Raw genomic sequence first — 20,500 nt, forward strand, 5'->3', positions numbered from 1 at the left:
GGCCGCGCAGCGGGCGTATCGAGATCCACCAGCGTCAGCAGGACGAGTCTGCAGACCCGCTCTGCTGATGACGGTGGGTCTCGATACGCCGCGTTCCGCGGCTACTCGACCAGCATGTGCGCGGGAGGCGGGTGCGCCGTTCGGCGCTCCTCCTTGCTGGTTCCGCGGCTACTCGACCAGCATGTGCGCAGGAGGCGGGTGCGCCGGTCGGCGCTCCTTCCTGCTGGTTCCGCGGCTGCTCGGCCGGCAGGGGAGGGGCGGAAACGGCGCACTCGGCCGGGGGGCGGGTGGCGGCGGATACGATGGGAGGCATGCCTCGGATTCGACAGACGGATGTCGAGGAGGTCAAGGCCAGGGTCAACATCGCGGACGTGGTCGGCGAGTACGTCACCCTGAAGTCGGCGGGCGTCGGCTCGCTGAAGGGGCTCTGCCCGTTCCACGACGAGCGCAGCCCGAGCTTCCACGTGCGCCCCCAGGCCGGCTTCTACCACTGCTTCGGCTGCCAGGAGTCGGGCGACGTCTACAGCTTCGTCATGAAGATGGACCACACCTCGTTCAGCGAGACGGTCGAGCGGCTCGCCGGCCGCATCGGCTTCCCGCTGCAGTACGAGGAGGGCGGCGGCCAGGCCCCCGAGACCGGCGGACGCGCCCGGCTCATCGCCGCGAACAACGCCGCCGAGGAGTTCTTCCGCGAGCAGCTCGCGACCCCCGGCGCCGACGTCGGCCGCCGCTTCCTCGGCGAGCGCGGCTTCGACCGCGCCGCCGCCGACCGCTTCGGCGTCGGCTTCGCCCCCGACGGCTGGGACGGCCTGACCACCGCACTCAAGCGCCGCGGCTTCTCCGAGGAGGAGCTCACCACGGCGGGCCTCGTCAGCAGCAGCAACCGCGGCGGCGTCTACGACCGCTTCCGCGGCCGCCTCGTCTGGCCGATCCGCGACGTCACCGGCCAGACCGTCGGCTTCGGCGCCCGCCGCCTGCTCGAGGAGGACAAGGGTCCGAAGTACCTGAACACCCCCGAGTCGCCCGTCTACCACAAGTCGCAGGTCCTCTACGGGCTCGACCTGGCCAAGCGCGACATCTCCCGCGGCCACCGGGTGGTCGTCGTCGAGGGCTACACCGATGTGATGGCCTGCCACCTCGCCGGCGTCACGACTGCGGTCGCCACCTGCGGCACCTCCTTCGGCGTCGACCACATCAAGGTCCTGCGCCGCGTGCTCGGCGACGACAGCGGGGTCGGCGAGGTCGTCTTCACCTTCGACCCGGACGCCGCCGGCCAGAAGGCGGCGATGCGCGCCTTCCAGGAGGAGCACCGCTTCGCCGCGCAGACCTTCGTCGCCGTCGCGCCCGAGGGCCTCGACCCGTGCGACCTGCGCCTCAACCGCGGCGACGACGCCGTCCGCCGGCTCATCGACGACAAGAAGCCGATGTTCGAGTTCGTCATCCGGCAGCTGCTGGCTCGCTACGACCTCGACACGGTCGAGGGCCGGATCGCCGCCCTGCGCGCCGCCGCGCCCGTCGTCGCCGAGATCCGCGACCCGGCGCTGCGCCCCGGCTACTCCCGCGAGCTGGCCCGGATGCTCGGCCTGGACATGTCCGAGGTCAACTCCGCCGTCCGCTCCGCCGGCTCGCGCGCGCGCAACGCCCCGGGCGGCCGGGACGAGCGCCCGCAGGAGGACGCCCCCGAGGCGCCCGCCGGCGCCCGGATCGCCGACCTCCCCGTCGACGTCGTCACGCGGATCGAGCGCGAGGCGCTGATGGCCATGCTCCAGCTGCCGCAGGTGATGGGGGAGTCGCTGCTCGCCCGGGCCGCGCACGCCGCCGTCACGAACGAGACCCTCCGCGTCGTCCGCGACGCCGTGGTCGCCAACCTCGAGCGCGCGCAGGACCGCGACTGGGTCGAGCACGTGGCGGCCGACGTGCCCGGGCCGTTCGCCTCGCTCGTGCACCAGCTCGCCGTGGCGCCCATCCCGGCCGCCGACGAGGCCGGCCTCGCCCGCTACTCGAAGGACGTCGCGATCTCGCTGATCGAGCGCGACCTCCTGCGCGAGATCGCCGAGCTGCGCGGCGCCCTGCAGCGCGCCTCGACCGACCCCGTGCTCTCCCGCGCCGTGCAGGTCCGCCTGGTCGAGCTGGAGCGCGAGAAGCGGGCCCTGCGCACCGAATGAGGGCGCCGCGGGTGCCCCGTGCCCTCGATGAGGGACGTGTTGCAGTCGTGTGAAGAAAGCGCTCGACGGCCCGCGCCGGTTCGGAGAGCGCTTCCGCATGTGTTACCACTGAGGAACAGCAATGCGGGCGCTCAGCGTCGTGGCCCCCGTGCGCCCAGAGAACACCGCGCGCCTGAAGGACAGTGCGCCGGATCGACACCGCTCCGCACGGACCCCGTGCGCGACGGACTCTGCGCCGCGGGACCGCGTTCCACGCCGAGGTCCGCATCCGATTTCTGACAGGAAGAGGCAGACGGAGATGACATCCGGATTCACTCGCGGTTCGCGGGCACTCGGCACGGCAGCAGGCTTCGCCGCGGTCGCGCTCGTGCTGGCGGGCTGCTCCGCCGGCGGCGGGGACTCGACCGGCGGCGCGGCCGGCGGCACGCTCACCATCGGCACCACCGACAAGATCACCACGCTCGACCCCGCCGGTTCGTACGACAACGGCTCCTTCGCCGTGATGAACCAGGTGTTCCCGTTCCTGATGAACACCCCCTACGGCAGCCCGGACGTCGAGCCCGACATCGCCGAGTCGGCCGAGTTCACGGCGCCGACCGAGTACACGGTCACGCTCAAGGACGGCCTGAAGTGGGCCAACGGCCACGACCTGACCTCCTCGGACGTCAAGTTCTCCTTCGACCGCCAGGTCGCGATCGCGGCCGAGAACGGCCCGTCGTCGCTCCTCGCGAACCTCGACAGCGTCGCGGCGCCGGACGACACCACCGTCGTCTTCACGCTGAAGTCGGAGAACGACCAGACCTTCCCGCAGATCCTCTCGAGCCCCGCGGGCCCGATCGTGGACGAGGAGGTCTTCTCGGCCGACGAGCTGACCGCCGACGCGGACATCGTCTCGGGCGACGCCTTCGCCGGGCAGTACACGATCGCCAACTACGACGTGAACAACCTCATACAGTACAAGGCGTACGACGACTACCAGGGCGTGCTCGGCGCGGCGAAGACCGGCACCGTCAACGTCAAGTACTACGCGGACAGCTCGAACCTCAAGCTGGACATCCAGGAGGGCAACATCGACGTCGCGTACCGGAGCCTCTCCGCGACCGACGTCGAGGACCTCCGCGGGAACGACGCGGTCAAGGTCGTCGACGGTCCCGGCGGCGAGATCCGCTACATCGTCTTCAACTTCGACACGCAGCCGTTCGGCGCGACGACCGCCGAGGCCGACGCGGCCAAGGCTCTCGCCGTCCGCCAGGCCGCGGCCGATCTGATCGACCGCCAGGAGATCGCCGACCAGGTCTACAAGGGCACCTACACCCCGCTGTACTCCTACGTCCCCCAGGGCCTCACCGGCGCGACCGAGTCCCTCAAGGGCCTCTACGGCGACGGCCAGGGCGGTGTCGACGCCGACAAGGCGGCCGCCACGCTCCAGGCCGCGGGCGTCACCACCCCGGTCACCCTGAACCTGCAGTACTCGAACGACCACTACGGTCCGTCCTCGGGCGACGAGTACGCGCTGATCAAGGACCAGCTCGAGTCCACCGGCCTGTTCACCGTGAACCTGCAGACGACCGAGTGGGTCCAGTACTCCAAGGACCGCTCGAGCGACGTCTACCCGGCGTACCAGCTCGGCTGGTTCCCGGACTACTCCGACGCCGACAACTACCTGTCGCCGTTCTTCATCAAGGAGAACTTCCTCGCGAACCACTTCGACGACGCCGACGTGCAGAGCCTGATCGCCGAGCAGGTCTCCACCACCGACGCCGATGCGCGCACCGCGCTGATCGAGGAGATCCAGGACAAGGTCGCGGCGCAGCTGTCGACCCTGCCCTACCTCCAGGGCTCGCAGGTCGCGATCGTCGGCAGCACCGTGAGCGGAGCCGAGGACACCCTCGACGCCTCGTTCAAGTTCCGCTACGCGGCGCTCAGCAAGGGCTGATCCACCCCTCCGGCCGGCGCCTCCCCACCCGGGAGGCGCCGGCCGTTCTCCACGAAAGGCATCACGTGACGACAGCCACGACGGCTGCGGCGACGGCGCCCACCCGGCGACCGCGCGGCTCCGGAGGAGGACTCGGGCGCTATCTGCTCGTCCGCTTCCTGCTCATCATCCCGACCGTCTTCATCCTCGTGACGATGGTGTTCCTGCTCATGCGCTCGACGGGCGACCCGATCACCGCGGCGCTGGGCGGTCGGCTCACCGCCGACCAGCTGGCCGAGCGCGTCGCCGCGGCCGGCTACGACCGCCCGCTGATCGTGCAGTACCTCGAGTACCTCGGCAACCTGCTGCGCGGCGACTTCGGCACCACCCTGAGCGACAACCGCCCGGTCACCGAGGTGCTGGTCACCTACGGCGCCGCGACCGTCGAGCTCGCCTTCTACGCTCTGATCGTGGCGTTCCTCGTCGGCATCCCGCTCGGAATGCTCGCCGCCTACCACCGCGACCGCACGCCCGACGCGGTCCTGCGCATCTTCGCGATCCTCTGCTACGCGACCCCCGTCTTCTTCGCGGGGCTGCTGCTCAAGCTCGTCTTCTCGGTCTGGCTCAAGTGGTTCCCGGTCGCCGGTCGCGCGACCACGAACACCGAGCTCTCGCTGCAGTTCCTCGAGAACAAGACCGGCATCTACCTGATCGACGCGATCCAGACCGGCGACCCCGCCGCCGTCGCCGACGTGCTCTCGCACGCGGTGCTCCCGGCGATCGCGCTCGGCCTGCTCACCGCCGGCATCTTCCTCCGCCTCGTGCGCACGAACGTGATCGGCACCCTCGGCACCGACTACGTCGACGCCGCCCGCTCGCGCGGAGTGAGCGAGTTCCGCCTGGTCCGCACACACGCCTACCGTCCGGCGCTCATCCCGATCATCACCGTCATCGGCCTGCAGATCGCCCTGCTGCTGGGCGGCGCGGTGCTCACCGAGACGACCTTCGAGTGGAAGGGCCTCGGCTTCCAGCTGGCCGAGTACCTCCAGGCGCGCGACTTCGTCGCCGTGCAGGGCATCGTCGCCCTGCTGGCCGTGATCGTGGCGCTGACCAACTTCATCGTCGACGTCATCGCGGCGCTCATCGACCCGCGAGTGAGGTACTGACCCATGAGCACCACCACTCCGGCGCGCCCGCGCCGCCGCCTCGTCGACCGGCTGCCGGTCGTCCACCAGCTCCGGCAGAGCGTGGGCCTGCAGCGCGGGATGCTCGTCACCGGTCTCGTGATCACCGGCGCGTTCCTCCTCGTCGCGGCCCTCGCCCCGCTGATCGCCCCCTACGGCTACTCACAGCTGCGCACCGGCACCGAGTCGTTCGGCGCGCAGCAGCCGCCGAGTGCCGAGCACCTGCTCGGCACCACCGTCGGCGGCTACGACGTGCTCTCGCGCGTGATCTGGGGCGCCCAGACGGCGTTCCTCGTCATCGTGGTCGCCGTCGTGCTGTCGATCTTCCTCGGCGTCTTCCTCGGTCTCGTCTCGGGCTACCTCGGCGGCTGGCTCGACCGCGTGCTCGTCGTGATCTGCGACGCGATCTACGCCTTCCCGACCCTGCTGCTCGCGATCGTGATGTCGATCGTGATCTCCGGCGGGCAGTCGAACCTCTGGTCGGGCATCTTCGCCGCCGCGGTCTCGATCACGGTCGTCTACATCCCGCAGTACTTCCGGGTGATCCGCGCCGAGACGGTCCGGATCAAGGGCGACGCCTTCGTCGAGTCGGCGAAGGTCATCGGAGCGTCGACCCCGCGGATCATGTTCAAGCACGTGCTGCGCAACGCCACGCGCACCCTGCCGCTGATCTTCACGCTGAACTCGTCCGAGGCGATCCTCACCCTCGCGGGCCTGGGCTTCCTCGGCTTCGGCATCGAGCCGACCTCGGCCGCCGAGTGGGGCTACGACCTCAACAAGGCGCTGTCCGACGTGACCAGCGGCATCTGGTGGACCTCGGTCTTCCCGGGCCTGGCCATCGTCCTCGTCGTGCTCGGCATCACGCTGGTCGGCGAGAGCCTCAACGACCTCGCCGACCCGCGCCTGCGCGGCCGGCGCGCGGTGGCCGCCGGTTCCGGCGACGTCGCCGCGACGTCCGTCGTCCCGGGCGGTGCGCTCCCCGCGGACGGCCTGGAGACGCCGGGACATGATCCCGTCGCCGGAGTGGAGAAGACCCGATGAGCGTCCAGCGTCCCGCCGACAGCCGTCCCGCCGACGCGGGCTCCCGCCCGATCGTCGACATCCAGGACCTCGAGGTCGCCTTCGCGAGCGATCGCGGCGCCGTTCGCGCGGTGGCCGGCGTCAGCCTCCGCGTCGAGCGCGGCGAGGTGCTCGCCATCGTCGGCGAGTCCGGCAGCGGCAAGACCGTGACCGCCAAGACCATCCTCGGGCTGCTGCCCGAGACGGCGACGGCGTCCGGCGTCATCCTGCTCTCGAAGAAGGACGGCAGCTCGTCGACCGACGTCGTCTCGGTGCCGAAGTCGCGCCTGCGCGAGCTCCGCGGCACCGACGTCGCGATGGTCTTCCAGGAGCCCGGCACCGCCCTCAACCCGGTCTTCACCGTCGGCTGGCAGATCGCGGAGGGGCTGCGCGCGCACGCCTCCGTCTCGCGCAAGGACGCGCGGAAGCGCGCCATCGACGTCCTGCGCACGGTCGGCATCCCCGAGCCGGAGAAGCGGGTCGACTACTACCCGCACCAGTTCTCCGGAGGCCAGAAGCAGCGCGTCGTCATCGCGATGGCGCTCGTGCTCGACCCGGGGCTGATCGTCGCCGACGAGCCGACCACGGCCCTCGACGTGACGGTGCAGGCGGAGATCCTCGACCTGCTCCGCCGCTGCCGCGACGACTTCGGCACCTCGATCGTCCTGATCACCCACAACATGGGCGTCGTCGCCGACCTGGCCGATCGCGTCGCGGTGATGTACCAGGGCGAGCTGGTCGAGGAGGCGCCGGTCGCCGAGCTGTTCGCCGCACCGAAAGCCGAATACACCCGCAAGCTCCTCGCCGCCGTGCCGCACGTGGGCCAGGGCGTCGCCCGGGCGAAGGAGCGCGCCATCGAGCGCGCCGGCGCCCCGGAGGCGGAGACGCTCGTCCTCGCCGAGGATCTGCGGATCCAGTACCCGGGCCGCCTCGGCCGCCCCGGCTTCGTCGCCGTCGACGGCGTCTCCTTCCGCATCCGCGCGGGCGAGGTGCTCGGCCTGGTCGGCGAGAGCGGCTCGGGCAAGACGACCATCGGCCGCGCGATCGCCGGACTCACCACCGTCACCGGCGGCTCGCTGCGGGTGCTCGGCAAGGAGATGCGCGGCATCCGCGAGCGCGCCTTCCGCCCCGTCCGCGGCGACATCGGCTTCGTCTTCCAGGACCCGGCGTCGAGCTTCAACCCGCTTCTGACGATCGCCGAGTGCGTCGCCGAGCCGCTGATCGTGCACGGGCGAGCCCGCGACGCCGGTGCCGCCCGGAAGCGGGTCGACGAGCTGCTCGAGGCGGTGCAGCTGCCGCGCTCCTACGGCGACCGCTACCCGCACGAGCTCTCCGGCGGCCAGCGCCAGCGCGCGAGCCTCGCGCGCTCGCTCGCCCTCGAGCCGAAGCTGCTGATCGCCGACGAGCCGACCTCGGCGCTCGACGTCTCGGTGCAGGCGCGCGTGCTCGAGCTGTTCGCGGAGCTGCAGCGCGAGTTCGGCTTCGCCTCGCTCTTCATCAGTCACGACCTCGCCGTCGTCGACCTGCTCGCCGACCGGATCGCCGTGCTCTACCGCGGCGAGCTGGTCGAAGAGGGCACGGGCGAGGAGGTGCTGTCCGCGCCGAAGCACCCGTACACGCAGCGGCTGCTGGCCTCGCTGCCGGTGCCGGACCCGGGGGAGCAGGCCGAGCGCCGCGAGCTCCTGCGCAGCATCGTCGAGGCGGAGCGGAAGGCGTGAGCCGAGCCGCCGCCGCCTCGGCGCCCATCGTCGTCGACGACCTGAGCGTCGAGTACCCGCCGCGCGGCATCAGCGGGCGCTGGACCGCGCTGCGCGGGGTCAGCCTGCGCGTCGAGCCGGGTGAGGTGCTCGGGATCCTCGGCGGCAGCGGCTCCGGAAAGTCGACGCTGGCGCGCGTCCTCGGCGGCGAGGGTCTCGATGGCCCGGCCGGTGCCGGGGCGCGGACGCGGCCGGTGATCATCGGCGGCGAGGCCACCGTCTCCGGCCACCGACTCCGCGGGATGCCCGCCCGCGAGGTCAAGCGCTTCACTTTCGACGTCGCGCACCTCGCGCAGGACGCCGGCGCGGTGCTGCGCCCGGAGCTGACCGTCTCCGAGCTGATCGCCGAGCCGATCTTCCTCCGCGACCGGCACTACGACCCGAAGAGCGCCGCGGTGCGGGTGGCGACGCTGCTCGACTCCGTGCACCTGCCGCTGTTCCTGCTCGACCGCTTCCCCTACGAGCTCTCCAGCGGTCAGCGGCAGCGCGTCGCGATCGCGCGCGCGCTCGTCCTCGGCCCGAAGGTGCTGATCGCGGACGAGCCGACCTCCGGCATCGACGCGACCGTCCGCGAGTCGATCGTGGACCTGCTGACGGATCTGCGCCGGCAGGAGGGCTTCGCCGCGGTCGTCGTGAGCCACGACATCGACGTCCTCAGCCGGGCCACCGACCGGATCGCCGTGCTGGTCGAGGGCGAGGTGGTCGCCTACGGCCCGCTGCTCGAGGTGCTGAACGACTCCCGGCACCCGTACGTCCGCGAGCTCGGCGCCGCCTTCGCCGAGTTCGAGCGCTTCGACGCCACCCGCGCCGCGCGCACGGCGCCCGCGGAGGAGGCCGGATGAGCGCGCCGCGCGTCGCCGTCCTGCCCCGGCCGAAGCAGACCTTCACCGACGCGATCGAGGCCGGCGGCGGCACCGTCGTCGGCGTCGAGGACGCGGAGGCGCTGCTCTGGCTCTCCTACGGCCGCACCGACGAGCTCGCGGCGGTCCTCGCGGAGCACCCGGGCCTCCGCTGGGTGCAGCTGCCCTGGGCGGGCGTCGACGTGTTCGCGCCCGTGCTGCGCAGCACCGCGCATCGAGGGCTGCGCTGGACGAGCGCGAAGGGCGCCTACGCCGAGCCGGTCGCCGAGCACGCTCTCGCGCTGACCCTCGCGCTGCTGCGCTCGCTGCCCGAGCGCGCGCGTGCCGACTCCTGGGGGGCGAAGCGCGCCAGGACGCTGCACCGCGCGCGAGTCGTCGTCGTCGGCGCGGGCGGCATCGCCGTGGAGCTGCTGCGGCTGCTCAGCGTCTTCGACGCCCACGTCACCGTGGTGCGCCGGACCGACGCCGCCCTGCCCGGAGCCGACCGCACGGTCCCCGCGGAGCAGCTGCCCGACGTGGTCGCCGACGCGGACGTGCTCGTGCTCGCGGCCGCCGCGACCGACGGCACGGCCCGGCTGGTCGACGCCGAGCTGCTGCGGCGGCTGCCGGCCGAGGCCGTGCTGGTCAACGTCGCCCGGGGGAGTCTCGTCGACACGGACGCTCTCGTGACCGCCCTCGCGGAGGGACGGCTCGCTGGAGCCGCTCTCGACGTCACCGACCCGGAGCCGTTGCCAGACGGGCACCCGCTGTGGAGCGAGCCGCGCTGCCTGATCACCCCGCACTCCGCGGACACCCCGGAGATGACGACGCCGCTGCTCGCCGAGCGGGTCCGCGCCAACGTCGCCGCCTTCGCCGCGGGCCGCGAACTGCTCGGCGTCGTCGACCCGGTGCTCGGCTACTGATCCAGGATTTGGAGTTCGCGCAGACTTTGCTAAAGTAGTCACGCGCTGCTTGCCTCCGGGTGAGCGGATGATCCTCGATAGCTCAATTGGCAGAGCAATCGGCTGTTAACCGGTAGGTTCTTGGTTCGAGTCCAAGTCGGGGAGCGAAGGGCCTGGGACTCCACTCCTGGGCCCTTTTTCGTGCCCTCGAGTCGGTCCTCCGGGCCCGGTCTCCGCGCCTCGTTCCCTGCGTGCTCACCGGTCCGCCGTGCTCCCCGCCACGACCCCGACCGGAGCCCCCATGCGCGACGACGTCCTCGACCTCCTCCGCCGCCGGCCCGACGTCGAGGCCCCCGACCTCGTCGCGGTCGACGCGAGCGACCGCCTCCTCCTCGACCTCGCCGCGGGGCACTCCCGGGTCGCCGTCGTCGGCGACGCCTTCGGCGCGCTGACGCTCGCCCTCGCCGCCGACGGCGTGGCGGTCTCCTCCGCCCAGGACTCGATCGTCGCCGAGCGGGCCCTCGCGGCCAACGCCGAGGCGGTCCGCGCCGCCGGCATCGAGCTCGCGCTCTTCACGATCGCCGACTCGATCGCCCAGGCGGTCGAGGGCGCCGAGATCGTGCTGCTGCGCCTCCCGCGCTCGCTCGACGCGCTGGCCGCCGTCGCGGCCGAGGTCGCGCTCGCGAACCCCGCCGCGCAGCTCATCGGCGCCGGGCGGATCAAGCACATGTCGCTCGGCATGAACGAGGTGCTGGCCCGCCGCTACGACCGGATCGACGTCAGCCTCGCGCGGCAGAAGTCGCGGGCGCTGCTCGCGAGCGAGGCGAAGGCGGAGCAGCCCCCCGCCGCCGGTGCGGAGCGCCGCCGTCTGGCCGAGCACCGGCTCGAGGTCGTCGCACTGCCCGGCGTCTTCGCCGGCGCCAAGCTCGACCTCGGCACCCGGGCGCTGCTCGCCGCGCTCGACCCGGCCGCGCTGCCCGGGGGAGTCGCGGTCGACCTCGGCTGCGGCTCCGGAGTGCTCGCCGCGTCGCTCGCGCTCGCCCGCCCGGACCTCGACGTGATCGCCACCGACAGCTCCCGCGCGGCCGTCGAGTCCGCCGGCCTGACCGCCGAGGCGAACGGCCTGGGCGACCGCATCCGGCTGCTCCGCGACGACAACGCCTCCACGCTCGCCGACGGCTCGGTCGACGTGGTGCTCTGCAACCCGCCGTTCCACTCCGACGGCGCGGTGACCGACCTCGTCGCGCGCCGGATGATCGCGGCCGCCGGCCGCATCCTCCGCCCCGGCGGCGAGCTGTGGACGGTCTTCAACTCGCACCTCGCGCACCCGGCCGAGCTGCGCCGCTCCGTGGGGCCGACCAAGATCATCGAGCGCAGCGCGAAGTTCACCGTCGCGCGCAGCCGCCGCGAGGGCTGAGCGCTCACTCGAGTCGGGTGAGTCGACCGCAAGCCCCGCCGCGCCTCCGGCTCTCGCGCCCGCTCCCGGGTACCATCGCTCTCCGGCGTCCCCCCGCGCCGTTCCCTGATGCCCCGGAGGCCGTCGTGCTCGAAGTCGTCCTCGTCCTCGCCCTGATCGTCGCGGCGGGGGCGATCGTCCTGTGGCGCCGCTCCGCCGCCGCCGAGCGCCGCGCGCTCGACAGCCGGGCCGAGGAGACGGCGCGCGCCGTCGCCCTCGAGCTGTCCGTCCGGGAGCAGGAGGCGCGGCTGCGCATCGTCGGCGAGCTCGAGCAGCTCGCCGTCCGCGCCGCGTCGAAGGTGGTCGAGGAGGCCGAGAGCGTGCGCCTCACCATCGACCGCGATCCCGCCGCCGCCTCGCGCTCCGCCGGGCGGGCCGTCAGCGCCGCGGAGGCGTCGCTCGCCCAGCTGCGCCGCATCGCGACGGTCGCCGCGGTCGATCCGCGCGAACTCCCCGCGACCGGCGGGACGGACGCCCTCATCGAGAGCGCCCGCGAGCGCGGCCTGGTCGTGCAGGAGGAGACCTTCGGCGAGCCATTCCCGCTGCAGGACGGCGCGGACGTCGCCGTGATGCGCGTCCTCGAGTACGCCTTCGACGAGGCCCTGGAGTCCGGCGGCACCGGCACCGAGCTGCGGATCACCTCCCGCTGGACCGCCACCGGCCTCCGCGTCGAGGTCGACGACGACCGCGAGCGCCACGCCGGCGCGGAGTCCGACGCGAGCGCCGTCGACGCCGACCTGCATGCGCTGACCGACCGGATCGACAGCCCCGCGCTCTCGGAGCTGCGTGAGCGGGCCGGCCTCTTCGGCGGCGACGTCGTCGAGAAGCGCACGCCCGGCGTCGGACGCAGCGTCACCGCGTCCTTCCCGACCGTGCGCCACCACAACGGCGTGCACGGCGTCGACCTGGCCTAGGTCGGGGACCGCCGGCCGGGAATCGGAGCGCAGTCGGGGCGCCTCGGACGCTCAGTCCTCGAGGTGCTCGACGCCCGGGGTCCAGGAGACGCCGGGCACGCCCCAGCCGCGCTTGCGGGTGATCTTCGCGACGGGCTTGGCGTACTCGTGCTCGAGGCGGTCCGTGTAGAGGACGCCGTCGAGGTGGTCGAACTCGTGCTGGAAGACGCGGGCGAACCAGCCCTCCGCCTCGATCTCGAACGGCGCGCCGTCGAGGTCGACCGCGCGCAGGATCGCGCGCTCCGAGCGCCGCAGCGGGAAGCGCTCGCCCGGGAACGACAGGCAGCCCTCGGACTCGGTGTCCTCGTCGGCCTCGCCCAGCGGCGTCGGCGTGACGAAGAGCTCGGGGTTGATCGCGACACCGCGGCGGGGAGTGCCGTCGTCGGCCTCGTAGTCGTAGACGAAGAGCCGCAGCGGCACGCCGACCTGCGGTCCGGCCAGTCCGACGCCGGGCGCCGTGTCCATCGTCTCGAACATGTCCGCGACGAGCGTGCGGAGCGCGTCGTCGAACTCGGTGACGGGGGCGGCGGGGGAGTGCAGGACGGGGTCGCCGGCGATGCGGATGGGGAGGACGGCCATGGGGATCAGGGTATCGCGGGCCCTGCGGGCGGCCGTCCTGATCGTCATCCGCTGGTTAGCCGAGGTCCCCCGTGCGTCGGAGGATGCGCGGATCGATCGTGGGTAGGGTCGTGCCCATGCCCACTGACCTCGCCGACCTTCTGAACGACCCGGCGAAGTTCATCGGCATCCCGATCGCTCTGATCGGCGCGGTCTTCCTCTCCCTCGGCGCGCAGTTCCAGCACCGCGGAGTCGTCAAGGTCGAGCGGTTCTCCAAGCGCTCCGGGTCGAGCGGGCTGAGCGGCGGGCAGCTCTTCGCGCTGCTCTCGCGACCGTCCTGGGTGATCGGCACGCTGATGCTGGCGCTCGCGATCGTCTTCCAGCTCACGAGCCTCGGCTTCTCGCCGCTGATCGTCGTCCAGCCGCTCGGTGCGGTCGCGCTCGTCATCACGGCGATCGTGAACGCCCGGGTGAGCAAGGTGCGGCTCAACGCGTCCTCGATCCGCGCGATCATGCTCTGCGTCGGCGGCGTCGGGGTCTTCGTGCTGGTCGCCGCCTTCAATGCGGTCGACGAGTCGATCCGGACCTCGCAGCTGATCACGATCCTGGTGATCCTCGCGGTCGTCATGACGATCTTCGTGATCGCCTTCCGCGTCTTCCGCAAGAAGGCCCGCGCGATCTTCTACATCCTCGGCGCCGGCGTCGTCTACGGCTTCGTCGCCACCCTTGCGAAGGTCGTCCTCAACCGGATCAAGTTCGGCGAGTTCGACCCGCTGACCGTCGTCTGCATCGTGGCGCTCCTGGCGGCGACCGCGCTCGGCGGCTACTTCGTGCAGAACGCCTACGCCTCCGGGCCGCCGGACCTCGTCGTGGCCGGCCTGACCGTCGTCGACCCGCTGGTCGCCGTCGCGATCGGCATCATCGTCCTCGGCGAGGCGCAGTACGCGGCGCCGTGGGCGATCCCGCTCTTCATCGCGGCGGGAGTGGTCGCCATCTGGGGCGTCTTCCTCCTCGCGAAGCACCACCCGCAGGCCCGCTGAGCCGCCCGACGCGAGGCGCCGCAATCCCGGGTTCCGGCGCCCTCCCCGCCTACACTGGGACCGCTTCGAGACGCCGTGCACCCGCCCGAACCCACGCCGATCGCTCCACTCCCTCGAGCGACACGACATCGTTAGGACCCACTCCGTGTCAGATCCCCGCGACGCGTCACGCCCCGAGTCGTCGACCGGCGACTCCGCTCCGGCGGACGCCGCCCGCCGCCCGCTGACCGTCGTGATCGGCTGCGACACCTTCGCGCCGGACGTCAACGGAGCCGCCAAGTTCGCCGAGCGCCTCGCCGCCGGCCTGCAGGCGCGCGGCCACGAGGTGCACGTCGTCGCCCCGTCCGCCGACGGCTGGAGCGGCACCCGCGTCGAGGACCACGAGGGCCAGCGGATCATCGTGCACCGCCTCTTCAGCCTCCGGTGGCCCCCGCACGACTGGCTGCGCTTCGCGATGCCGTGGCGCATCCGCCAGAACAGCGCGCGGATCCTCGACGAGGTGAAGCCCGACGTCGTCCACTTCCAGTCCCACGTCATCGTCGGCCGCGGCCTCGGCCAGGAGGCGGCCAAGCGCGGCATCCGCATCATCGGCACCAACCACTTCATGCCCGAGAACATGCTCGAGTTCACGCTCCTGCCCAAGGCCGCCCAGGCGAAGGCCGTGGCGATGGCCTGGCGGGCCGCCCGCCGCACCTTCGGCCGCGCGGAGGCCGTCACGACGCCGACCCGCAAGGCCGCGCAGTTCCTCGAGAAGTACACCGGCCTGCAGGGTGTGCACGCCATCTCCTGCGGCATCGACGCCGACAACTACACGCCCGACTTCACCCCGCGCACCGCCAACCGCATCCTCTTCGTGGGGCGCGTCACCGGCGAGAAGCACATCGACGTCCTGCTCCGCGCGGTCTCTCTGCTCGACCCGTCGCTGGATGCGCAGCTCGAGATCGTCGGCGGCGGCGACCAGATGCGCAACCTCCAGCAGCTCGCCACCACCCTCGGCATCGCCGACCGCGTCCACTTCACCGGCTACGTCTCCGACGCCGAGCTGAAGCAGGCGTACAGCCGGGCGACCGTCTTCGCGATGCCCTCCATCGCCGAGCTGCAGAGCATCGCCACCATGGAGGCGATGGCCTCCGCCCTGCCCGTGGTCGCCGCCGACGCGATGGCCCTCCCGCACCTCGTCCACGAGGGCGAGAACGGCCACCTCTTCGAGCCCGGCAGCGCGCAGGCCCTCGCCGACGGCCTCACCGACGTCCTGACGGCCGACCCCGAGCGCCTCGAGGCCCTCAAGCGCAGCTCGCTCCGCATCGTCGCCGCCCACGACATCAACCGCACGATCAGCACTTTCGAGAGCCTGTATCGTGGGGAGCCGGTGGCCGATCCGGCCGCCGACGCAGCGTCCGCTCCGGCAGGCCGAGCCGCCTCCTGACGGCCCGCCCCGCTCGCCTCGGGCGCCGCGGGGCGTTAGCTCAGCCGGTCAGAGCAGCGGACTCATAATCCGTCGGTCACGGGTTCAAGTCCCGTACGCCCTACCAATTAAGTACTGGGGAGTGCGGCTTTCCGGTTGGAAGCTCAAGAAGCAGATTCCCTCCGATATCTTTCCGAGGGTCTCATATTCGCTTCGACGGAGGCTCCTACTGGCTCCGTGCGCTCGCTTCGGAGCGTGAGCGGATGCGTTCGATAACTGCAACGCTCTGAAAGATTTCGTGCAGCAGCTGATCTATGAGCGAGAGCACGTCTTCAGCATCCTGCGCCTTCACTTCGTTGGCAATGTCGCTGTGTGCCTTGGTTTTCCGAGGAGACGAATCGCATGGGCAGCCTCCGCTAACCCTGCCCCCTGCTTCACGTAGCGCGTCAATCTTTTCACAAAGATTTCCTTTCAGAATCTGCTTCTCCTTCGCTGATGCCTCCAGAACCGTTCGTGCCATCAAGGTCGCGGCCGTTTGAGAGTCGATGCTACTGCACGTGTGAGCTTTTTTCGAAGCCCGCGCAATGTGATTGGTATATCGGGGAAAACAGGAGATACCCCGGTTCGTGGTAACCATGACCAATCGGAGTCGCTGTGGAATCTAAAGTACGAGAGGGGCGAGCTGGTCGAGTCACGAGGGCCCCGGTTCGCAATCCCGATGCTCGGCAAGTAGCACTGGTCACACTCGAATCCGACCTGCATACTTTAGGTTTGGGAGGTTGGATCATCGCACATGGAAGTACAGCGCTCCCTCGTAGGGGACCACCGGCCGCAGTATGCGCATGTAGTCGATGTAATCTATAGACCATTGCAGGAATCACCAACATCTGCTGGACGGTTCTCTCTGGCCGTGCGACGCCCACCATAGTCCGCGGGCCCTCAGCAGCGCTGCGGCCATGGTCGGGCGAGCGGTACTCCTCAAGCTGGCCCATATCGGCTGCGTGATCGTCTGCGAAGAAGTGCAGCTAGACCTTGCAGGTAGTGGCGGTATCGGCGCGGCACAAGATGCGCGAGATCCTTGCCAGCGGCACCCTCGACGCCGCGAACAGCGACGTTACGATGTACCGGAGGTCATTGGAAGCGTCGCCAGCAGGGCGACGGCCTTTGGTACGTCTATGGTCTAATGTAGACATACGACTTTTTCGTCCGTGTACATCGACAATTCGAGTACGGCGCGAAAACAGCCGAAACCCGGCGTAGTTGCGCCCGACCAAAGCGACTCTGTTGGCTGTGCAGCGTACGGGTGCTCGGCGAGACTCTTGGCCAGCTCATGCCGCAGCGGCATCGACCAAATCGACGTGGCCGATTTAGGAAAGTCCTCACCGAAGCCGTCCCTCGTTCGGAGCAGCATCAGTCGAGTCGCCAGCGGCAGACGAACCAAGTTGACGTCGCGCATCTGTGGCGCTTGAACCGTGTTGCAGCGGATGTCAGTGTTGGCGGCCGCCCGCAAGAACTGCGCATGCGGCGAGTGGTCGTCCGAGGCAGCACTGAGTAGAGTTACCTTCGAGGCGATACATTAGCGCCGTAGCGGAACACCCCACTGGCCAAGATGACAGTTTGCTCGAGTCGTAAGACAGTAGATGAAACTTGCTGGTTTCGTGAAAACACAAAATTTGGCGCCGCCCCTTTCCTTTTGACGACAGGCTCTTACTGAAAATTCAAATTTCAGTCGGATCCATAGCGTATTACTGGAGTCCGTCGATGTTTTTGTGCCAGCTAGGGTGACGCTCATCGAGTGGTGGAGTGCGCAAGCGAAAAGTTCCGCGGTGACTGCTGGCGACACATACGCTCCGAACGGAAGGAACGCCGCGTGAAAGTCGCACTTGGCCCGCAATCGGTGCAAAACTCGCGCTACCGGAGCAACGATCTGATGGGTGGTATCTCCTGCGCGCATTACCTCAGTAGTAACTGTGTCGGCAGGTGAGGACAAAATTTCTTCAATCCATCCGGCGAAAATGCTGCCCGACCTCGAGCGCAGTCCCGTTCTCAAGCTAAAATCGCCAAGATGTGACCACTTCCGTTACTTGTGTCCCTCGATCCGATGCCGGTATGTTCAGGATCGGCGTTTTGTCATAAAACGATTGATCCTCATAGGCGCGAAGATTGGAAGCTGATGCAAGAGGCACTTGTAAGTGCAATTCGTGGCGGTTCGGCGATCCTTGTTGTTGGTACGGGTCTATCGATGGCGGGTAGTAGAAATGCTGATTGCGCAAGTTGGGCAGGTTTGCTTAAGAATGGAATCGGTCGTCTAATCGACATCGATGTGAAGGACTCGGCTTGGGCGAAACTTGTCGAGTCAATGCTCGACGCCGGTTTTGAAGGAGATGATTCGTCATTTGCAGTGCAGGCTGCTTCTCAGGTGGGTGAGGCATTCGAGGCACTTGGTGGAACTGCTTACGCGGACTGGCTCAATGGTACTGTCGGAAATCTTGCCGTTATTGACGCCGCCGTACCTAAAGCTGTCTGCGCACTAGGAATACCAATTTTGACAACCAATTACGATACTCTTATTGAGCAGGTCGATGATCGCGGATCTGCCACGTGGAAAAACCCGACAGAGATGCAAAGAATTATTTCTGGTAATTCTTCGTCTATTGGGCATCTCCATGGCATATGGTCAGAACCAGATTCAGTAGTTCTTACTAATGCGGATTACGAAGGTCTTCGGGCGAGCCCCGCGGCGCAAGCAATTCAGACCGCATTCGCGACTGACAAAAGTATCATTTACATAGGTGTCGGTAGTGGGTTAAGTGATCCAAACTTTTCCCGGTTCATTCGGTGGCAGAGGGAGACTTTCCCTAATCCCGGAGTCAGACATTATAGGTTGTGCACGAATCGGGAGAAAGCTGCCCTCGAAGTGATACACCGAGCTGATCCGATCGAGCTCATCGTGTACGGTGAGAAGCATGAAGAGCTAGAGACGTTCCTTGCTTCAATACGAGAAATGGTCAGGGAGCCACTACAGGACCCGATCAAGAATCTCGTACCCTCAGTGAAGGATGCACGTGACGCCTTCGTGGACGCAATTAAAGCGGAACTGATCGGTAACGCGTCCGGCGAGGATGCGGAGAAGACTGTTGACGAACTATCTTTAACGCCAATTTTTCTTAGCGTTCCCTATTCGCAATACCTCGCGTCAAAAATGTCAAACGAAAAGGTTGAAAAGCAAAAGCGGCTCGATCCACTTCTGGACGTCACGACAACAGAAGTAATACTTATCGTTGGTGAAGAGAACTCGGGCTTGAGTTTTGCTGCGAAGTGGCTCGCACTCAAACGCGCCGAGCACGAGGGTAACTTACCGCCGGTCTATGTAAACTTCACAGAATGCAAAAAGGGGCCCAAGCCGCTTATCTCGCGGATTCGCGCGGAGCTTAATGCAAATGGATATAGCATCGGTCGGCGCGATACGACACCTGAAGTCTCGTTGGTCCTGGACGATTATAGTCCTTACGTTAGAGGCATTTCGGATCGGGTTATTGATGATATCATGGCTCTTGAAAAAAGTCGACTTGTTGTATGTGTAAGACAAGGTACTGAAGAGGATACGAAGGCTCGTCTTCAAGCTCGTGGACTCGATGTTTCCGTTCGCTACATTGGTCGAATGGAGCGACTCGATGTTCAGCTCTTAGCTGAAATAGTTGCTCCAACTAGAGCAATTTATTTGACGGTCGAAGTGATGAAGCTCCTCCGCTCCGAGCATTTGCCTAGAACGCCTTTCACGGTTTCGCAGCTACTCTATATATTAGTCCGAAATGGTTCGGTTGGGGCGAGTGCAAGCTCAACTTCTGTTTTGGAAGAATTCGTCGCGGTCTTACTCGGACGCGGTGATCCTCATGATGATGCCCGTTTCGACATCGATCACGTTCAGCGGATGACAATCCTCGAGCGATTAGCCGAAAAGTTCGTCGTGGAAGATGAGGCGGGTCTGAGCGAAGCAAGTGCGGTTGCTTCTTTTGAAACGACTTTAGATAGCCTTGGCTGGCCAGAATCCGCGACGGATGTCATTCGTAATTTTGTCGATCGGCGTGTTCTTGCCAAGCGGGGGAAGTTCATCGTCTTTGCTCGAAGCAGCTTTCTTCATCTTTTTGCTGCAAAACGCGCGCAGAAGAGCATTGAATTTCGTGATAACATGTTGGCTCGTCCTGTTTATTATGCATCTGCCATCACGGACTATGCTGCCCTGAATAGGCATGATACGCAACTCTTGAATAATATGGAAGAGCTGCTTGGTACACTGCAGTTCGATGCTCCAAAAGCGAAAACGTTCGAAGAAGTTGAGTTGAGAAGTCCAAATATGGATCCGCTCGACATCCCGGAGCTTGATGATCGGGACGCCGATCGCCAGCCTAATCCATTTGAAGGAGCCGCGGATCTCGAACATCCCAGTGATATCGATGATGATGATCCGCCGCCCTTTCCCGTGGCGAAGGAGGAGGATATTCCCCCGGTTTGGAGGGCACTTCAGGCGGTAGATCTCGCATCTCGAGTCGTTCGAGACGCGGATGAAGCGGGGGACGTTAGCGACAAAGAGCGACTTCTGGGAAAGCTCTTGTTTGCCTGGGGTCAGGTCGCGAATTTGGTAGGTGCTGACCCAAGCTTTCAAAATATGGTCCAAGAATCTGCTGAGGCGGCGCGAAAGGAGGGCACCTCGCATGGTTTTTCAGAAGTCGATGATGACATACGCGCGACGGAGAATATCGAGCGAGTACTGCCTGCTGCGGTCATATTCGGCGGGATCAACGATTCCCTCGTGACGCGGAAACTTCTCGTGCCCATGAACAGAATCATCGACCGTCGCGCGGATGATCTTGAGACTGAATCTGCACTCGCTGCGATCGCGTTCTTATTTGCCGCTGAAGAGCGCGGGTGGCCGAGTAAAGTCCGAACAATTTTAAAAGATCAGCCCAAAGCCTGGATCTTTCAGCAGTTTATTTTGCTGGTCCTCATAAATTCACATGGGCTAGCACAACTCGATCCGACTGACGAGGCTGAAGTGGTTGAAGCAATAGTTGATCTTGTGGCGAAAGGAGCAAAGTATTCAAACGACGCGCAGAGAAAACAGCACGCGAAAAAGATTCGTTCCGATCTACCGAGAATGCGAGAGGAAGCGCACAAGAAGGCGAAAGCGCAAGAGGCGATCTCTCGTGGACGGGAAATCGACAATTCGGAGTGAAATGATCGATATTCATACCCTCGATTTACTCTTG

The 20,500-nt window shown here is 67.3% G+C and carries 14 protein-coding genes and 2 tRNA genes; 14 read left to right on the forward strand and 2 right to left on the reverse strand.

The features are described 5' to 3' along the window. The first annotated feature begins 311 nt into the window (after positions 1-311). The 10 genes from dnaG (at position 312) to MT350_RS05395 (ending at position 12,191) form a co-directional block, all read left to right on the forward strand. Entirely contained in the window at positions 312-2,165 is a 1,854-nt protein-coding gene (gene dnaG, locus MT350_RS05350; protein WP_123445638.1) for a DNA primase, read from the forward strand. A gap of 298 nt (positions 2,166-2,463) precedes the next feature. Then, entirely contained in the window at positions 2,464-4,101 is a 1,638-nt protein-coding gene (locus MT350_RS05355; RefSeq protein WP_127886292.1) for an ABC transporter substrate-binding protein, read from the forward strand. 65 nt (positions 4,102-4,166) lie between these two features. Continuing rightward, positions 4,167-5,246 (forward strand): ABC transporter permease, encoded by a 1,080-nt coding sequence (locus tag MT350_RS05360; RefSeq protein WP_123735467.1) that lies wholly within the window; start codon positions 4,167-4,169, stop codon positions 5,244-5,246. A 3-nt stretch (positions 5,247-5,249) separates the two neighbouring features. Continuing rightward, positions 5,250-6,305, forward strand: a complete 1,056-nt coding sequence (locus MT350_RS05365; protein ID WP_123732121.1) for an ABC transporter permease — start codon at positions 5,250-5,252, stop codon at positions 6,303-6,305. Further along, complete coding sequence (locus MT350_RS05370) at positions 6,302-8,041, forward strand: ABC transporter ATP-binding protein (protein WP_123735468.1); 1,740 nt, start codon at positions 6,302-6,304, stop codon at positions 8,039-8,041. The genes MT350_RS05365 and MT350_RS05370 overlap by 4 nt, the downstream gene beginning before the upstream one ends. Further along, positions 8,038-8,922: an ATP-binding cassette domain-containing protein gene (locus MT350_RS05375; protein WP_243599060.1), complete on the forward strand. Its 885-nt coding sequence runs from the start codon at positions 8,038-8,040 to the stop codon at positions 8,920-8,922. Before MT350_RS05370 ends, MT350_RS05375 begins: the two co-directional genes overlap by 4 nt. Beyond that, a complete protein-coding gene (locus MT350_RS05380) occupies positions 8,919-9,842 on the forward strand; it encodes a D-isomer specific 2-hydroxyacid dehydrogenase family protein (RefSeq protein WP_243599061.1) in 924 nt (307 codons plus the stop codon). Before MT350_RS05375 ends, MT350_RS05380 begins: the two co-directional genes overlap by 4 nt. Positions 9,843-9,913: 71 nt before the next feature. Next, a tRNA-Asn gene (locus tag MT350_RS05385) sits at positions 9,914-9,986 on the forward strand. A gap of 136 nt (positions 9,987-10,122) precedes the next feature. Then, complete coding sequence (locus MT350_RS05390) at positions 10,123-11,238, forward strand: class I SAM-dependent methyltransferase (RefSeq protein ID WP_243599062.1); 1,116 nt, start codon at positions 10,123-10,125, stop codon at positions 11,236-11,238. Between the two features lie 125 nt (positions 11,239-11,363). Further along, the gene (locus MT350_RS05395; protein ID WP_243586603.1) at positions 11,364-12,191 is read left to right on the forward strand and encodes a hypothetical protein; all 828 of its coding nucleotides are present in this window, start codon (positions 11,364-11,366) and stop codon (positions 12,189-12,191) included. 51 nt (positions 12,192-12,242) lie between these two features. On the opposite strand, the gene def is transcribed toward MT350_RS05395, so the two are convergent. Further along, positions 12,243-12,809 carry a peptide deformylase gene (gene def / locus MT350_RS05400; protein WP_243615506.1) on the reverse strand — a complete coding sequence of 189 codons (567 nt, stop codon included), beginning with the start codon at positions 12,807-12,809 and terminating at the stop codon, positions 12,243-12,245. A gap of 116 nt (positions 12,810-12,925) precedes the next feature. On the opposite strand from def, the gene MT350_RS05405 reads away from it, so the two are divergent. The 3 genes from MT350_RS05405 (at position 12,926) to MT350_RS05415 (ending at position 15,360) form a co-directional block, all read left to right on the forward strand. Then, positions 12,926-13,828 (forward strand): DMT family transporter, encoded by a 903-nt coding sequence (locus MT350_RS05405; protein WP_123445647.1) that lies wholly within the window; start codon positions 12,926-12,928, stop codon positions 13,826-13,828. 145 nt (positions 13,829-13,973) lie between these two features. Continuing rightward, positions 13,974-15,254: a glycosyltransferase gene (locus MT350_RS05410; protein ID WP_374206629.1), complete on the forward strand. Its 1,281-nt coding sequence runs from the start codon at positions 13,974-13,976 to the stop codon at positions 15,252-15,254. Between the two features lie 29 nt (positions 15,255-15,283). Continuing rightward, positions 15,284-15,360, forward strand: a tRNA-Ile gene (locus MT350_RS05415). A 99-nt stretch (positions 15,361-15,459) separates the two neighbouring features. Here the strand turns inward: MT350_RS05415 and MT350_RS05420 are convergent. Continuing rightward, complete coding sequence (locus MT350_RS05420; protein WP_243615507.1) at positions 15,460-15,870, reverse strand: DUF4145 domain-containing protein; 411 nt, start codon at positions 15,868-15,870, stop codon at positions 15,460-15,462. Positions 15,871-17,319: 1,449 nt separating this feature from the next. Between MT350_RS05420 and MT350_RS05425 the strand changes: the two genes are divergently transcribed. Next, positions 17,320-20,466, forward strand: coding sequence for an SIR2 family protein (locus tag MT350_RS05425; protein ID WP_243615508.1), 3,147 nt, complete (start codon positions 17,320-17,322; stop codon positions 20,464-20,466). The last annotated feature ends 34 nt before the right edge of the window (positions 20,467-20,500 follow it).

This window comes from Rathayibacter sp. VKM Ac-2928 (genome assembly GCF_022815545.1).
In the GTDB taxonomy this organism is placed as follows: domain Bacteria; phylum Actinomycetota; class Actinomycetes; order Actinomycetales; family Microbacteriaceae; genus Rathayibacter; species Rathayibacter festucae.

Coding starts and splice junctions, on each gene's coding strand:
- dnaG (WP_123445638.1), top strand. CDS start 312: ATGCCTCGGATTCGACAGACGGATGTCGAGGAGGTCAAGGCCAGGGTC.
- MT350_RS05355 (WP_127886292.1), top strand. CDS start 2,464: ATGACATCCGGATTCACTCGCGGTTCGCGGGCACTCGGCACGGCAGCA.
- MT350_RS05365 (WP_123732121.1), top strand. CDS start 5,250: ATGAGCACCACCACTCCGGCGCGCCCGCGCCGCCGCCTCGTCGACCGG.
- MT350_RS05370 (WP_123735468.1), top strand. CDS start 6,302: ATGAGCGTCCAGCGTCCCGCCGACAGCCGTCCCGCCGACGCGGGCTCC.
- MT350_RS05380 (WP_243599061.1), top strand. CDS start 8,919: ATGAGCGCGCCGCGCGTCGCCGTCCTGCCCCGGCCGAAGCAGACCTTC.
- MT350_RS05390 (WP_243599062.1), top strand. CDS start 10,123: ATGCGCGACGACGTCCTCGACCTCCTCCGCCGCCGGCCCGACGTCGAG.
- def (WP_243615506.1), bottom strand. CDS start 12,809: ATGGCCGTCCTCCCCATCCGCATCGCCGGCGACCCCGTCCTGCACTCC.
- MT350_RS05405 (WP_123445647.1), top strand. CDS start 12,926: ATGCCCACTGACCTCGCCGACCTTCTGAACGACCCGGCGAAGTTCATC.
- MT350_RS05420 (WP_243615507.1), bottom strand. CDS start 15,870: ATGGTTACCACGAACCGGGGTATCTCCTGTTTTCCCCGATATACCAAT.